1 protein-coding gene is annotated in these 3,913 nt (G+C 33.7%); it reads right to left on the bottom strand.

What is annotated here, in order from left to right; genetic code table 11:
- Positions 1–325: 325 nt before the first annotated feature.
- Positions 326–3,742, bottom strand: coding sequence for an FMN-binding protein (locus tag ABF633_RS20500; RefSeq protein WP_415526550.1), 3,417 nt, complete (start codon positions 3,740–3,742; stop codon positions 326–328).
- Positions 3,743–3,913 lie beyond the last annotated feature (171 nt).

The raw sequence follows: 3,913 nt of genomic DNA, 5'->3' as shown, positions 1-3,913 counted from the left end.
CGTTGAACTCCCACTTGAAGAAAAGCAGAGAACCAAAATCTTTTTTTTGATTTTGCGTGAATCGCTTTCACAGAGTGCGTGGGAGTCTTACGCCAAGTTAGTCAGGTGAAATTAACAAAGCTAAATTCATCTTTCCACTAAAAAAGCACTATCAACATTTATTGAGATTCAATAAACATGATAGTGCTAATTTTGTTATTTATTACTCCAATACTATGATATTGCAATTCATTATCAATATATAATTCTATTTATCTAATATCAGCTTACTTTAAGCACATCTTTGATTTGATAAATATCCTTCTAAATATAATGATCAAATCTACTACTGACACATTGAATTCTCTAATGCATTCTTTACTGCTGTCATTATGCCCTTACTTGAGAAGGTTGCTCCTGAAACTGAATCTACTTCCGTAGATTGTTTACTTATTATCTCTTTTGGCACTGTGTTAAATGCATTATTATAAAAACTTTCTGTATCATTATTGGATATTGTCTTTATGTCAGTAATTTTCCTGTCTTTTACGGTAACAGAAAGCTTAAGATTTGGCTGAAAACCGTCTCCCGTTCCTTCGTAAACTCCGTCTTTATATTTTACTTCACTAGAGTTAGTTGTTGAATTACCATTTTGTGATGTTCCAGTATTGCTATCAGTAGCTGTAGTATTTCCAGTATTGTTATTAACTTCACTATTACCTGAATTATCACCAACAGTTGTATTATTCTTTGAGACTTCACTGCTAGTTGAAACAGCATCTCCTAAGTTTAAAGTTGCATCATGTGATTTTCTTAGAGCATCCTTAACTGCATTGATTACACCATTAGTTGATCTTGTTGCTCCAGATACTGCATCCACATCTGCAGATTGTTTTTCAATCATTTCATTTGGCAGAAGCGGCCATACATTCTTAAAGTATTCTGGTGTTTCATCATTAGCTCCCAGATCAATCTTTATTATTTTATTATCCTTTATAGTTACATTAACTGTAAGGTTTTCAGCATGTCCCTTACCCTTTCCGGTGTATACTCCATCTCTAAATGGTGCTGCTACCTCTTCTTTACTTGGATAAGTACTTGTTTCTCCTGCAGAGGTATCTGTTGCAAGAGCATTATTTATCGCTGAAATTATACCGTTACTTGATTTTGTTGCTCCTGATACTGTATCTACTGTAGTTGACTGTGCCTTAATTATCGCTTCTGGTACAGCTGGCCATGCCTTTTCAAAATAATTTGCTGTTTCAGACTGAGATATTATATCAATGTTACTTATTTTACTATCTTTCACTGTAACCTTAAGATTGATAAGATTATTTCTATTATAACCTCTTCCAGTTCCAGTAAAAGTACCATCTTTATAAACCGCCTTTTCAAGAGCCTTATTTACGGCATCCTTGATTCCATTGCTTGTATCAGTTGCTCCAGACACCACATCTACATCCGTAGATTGTGCTGCTATTATTCTGTCACTCATTGGAGTCATAGTTTTTTTTATGTACTCTATGCCCTCTTTATATGTTATAAGATTTATATCTGTAATCCTGTTGTCCTTCACTGTTACGTCTACAGTAAGATTGTTTTTAAGCCCTGTGCCTATTCCTGTATATCTTCCATCTTTGTATAGATGAACTGCTGTAGTAACAGGCTTGTTATCCCCAGAATCTGTAGGGTTATTATTGTTATCCGATGGATTAGTTGGTGTATTATTACTGCTTCCATTATTTGAATCATTGCTTGTACTATTATTATTTGATCCGCCACTTGTGTCATTATTTGGATTATTGTTAGCAATGGTTGTACCATCTAATCTTGCATTCTTTAATGCATCATTAACTGCTGATATTATTCCGTTACTAGACCTTGTAGCACCTGATACTGTATCTACATTTGTATCCTGCTTACTTATTATTTCCTTTGGCACTATAGTAAAAGGTTTTTCATAGAAACCAGTGGTTTCATTGTGTGACAATATTGTTATATCTGTTATTTTTCCATCTTTTACTGTAACAGAAACTTTAAGATTCGGCTCAAATCCTTTGCCAATACCTGTATATACTCCATCTTTGTACAATCCTTTACCAGTGTATACAGGTAAATTAGCAACTACATTCGAAACATTAGCCGAACTATTATTAGCAGCTGTACTTGCTGTTGTAGAAGTATTACCTTCTGGCAGTTCACCACTAATTAATGCCTTCTGAAGTGCATTTTTAACCGCTGTCATTATTCCTCTACTGGAAAAAGTAGCTCCTGATACTGCATCTACATCCGTAGTCTGCGCTGATATTATTTCATTTGGCACTACAGAAAATGCCTTTTCACGGAAACCTGGTGTTTCGTTATTAGATAATATTTTTATATCTGCTATCTTACCATCCTTTATAGTAACAGATACTTTAAGTCCAGGCTGATATCCAATTCCCACCCCTGTATAGGTACCATCTTTGAATTTTGCATTCTTATCCATTGAAGCATCTGCACTTGTACTCTCAGCTTGAGGTGAAGCACTGTTTTCCTGATTTTGATTATTATCTACAATTTCATTTTGAGTCTTATCTTTTCTTGCTTTATTAAGAGCATCTTTTACTGCAGATTTTATTCCGTTACTGGACTTGGTCGCCCCTGATACTGCATCTACATCTGAAGATTGTGCTGCTATTATTTCCTTTGGCACTACATCAAAAGCCTGTTCGTAATATCCTTTAGTTTCTTCATGAGAAATTATCTTTATGTCCTGAATTCTCCCTTTAGTTATTTTAACCTGAACCTTTAAGTTAGGTCTGAAACCAGTACCTACTCCTATGTATACACCATCGCTGAAAACAGCTTCATCAACTTTTGACATCTGAGCTGCACTAACCTTAGCTCCTATTTTTGCTTCTGGCTTTACAAATTTACTTCCCCAAAAGATAAAGCTGAACACCAAAATTGCCGCCGCTGTAGAAGAATACCACTGCATATTTAATTTTTTAAATATAACAACTTTAGGATTGCTTCTATAACATGTATCTACACATTTTAGACATGCTATACATTCGCCACTCTCTACTGACTCTACCTGCGATAGATTTATTCCCATTGGGCAATTTCCCGTACACAATTGGCATTTGCCACATTTTTCACTTGGCTTGCTTATGTTAATAATCTTAAATTTTGAAAGTATAGCCTGTATAGCTCCCAGAGGGCACAAATATCTGCAAAAGAATCTTTCTATAAACATGGCGCCTATAGTTATTAAGGCCAAAAATATAAAAGCTATTGGAATTTCAGGAGCCATAGTTTTAAACTGTGGTAGTTGAGCAAAGGCGTCCCAAGGATCTATGCTTTTTTCCGGTGATAAGTCCATTGACCACATAAAAATTATAATTCCCAATAAAACTATGTATTTAATATATTTTAATTTTTCATCTACTGCCTGTGATATTTTTATCTTTTTCTTAAATATCTTTCTTGAAACTAAATACACAAGATCATTAAAGGTTCCAAAGGCACATATCCAGCCACAGAAGAACCGCCCTATTAAAACAGATAAAACTACTACAGCCGCAAAAGCAGCTAAGAAAGTGAAGGAATTAGCGATACTAAAATTTTCTCTAGCTAGTCCCAAATATATACTCCTAAAACCAGTAAAAGCTAAAGTAAATAGTCCTGAGAAAAAGTATAAAAATATAAGCTGAATTATGAATCTAGATATTTTTACCAGAGATATTTTTTTCTTTAAAATAGATAATTTTTTATTCAAACCATGAACCCCCTTGTGAAATAAGACAATATACTTTTACAATTTTTAAACTGACCTCCCTATTAATTTGATAACGAATATCATTATCACTAATTATAGATAATATTTTAATTTTATTATAGATATCCAAGTTCAATATTAAATTATTTATAGTAACTTTTGGCATTAACA

The organism is Clostridium sp., from assembly GCF_047718555.1.
GTDB lineage: Bacteria > Bacillota > Clostridia > Clostridiales > Clostridiaceae > Clostridium_I.
Note: the sequence above shows the minus strand (reverse complement) of the source record. Positions and strands in the feature narration are given on the sequence as shown.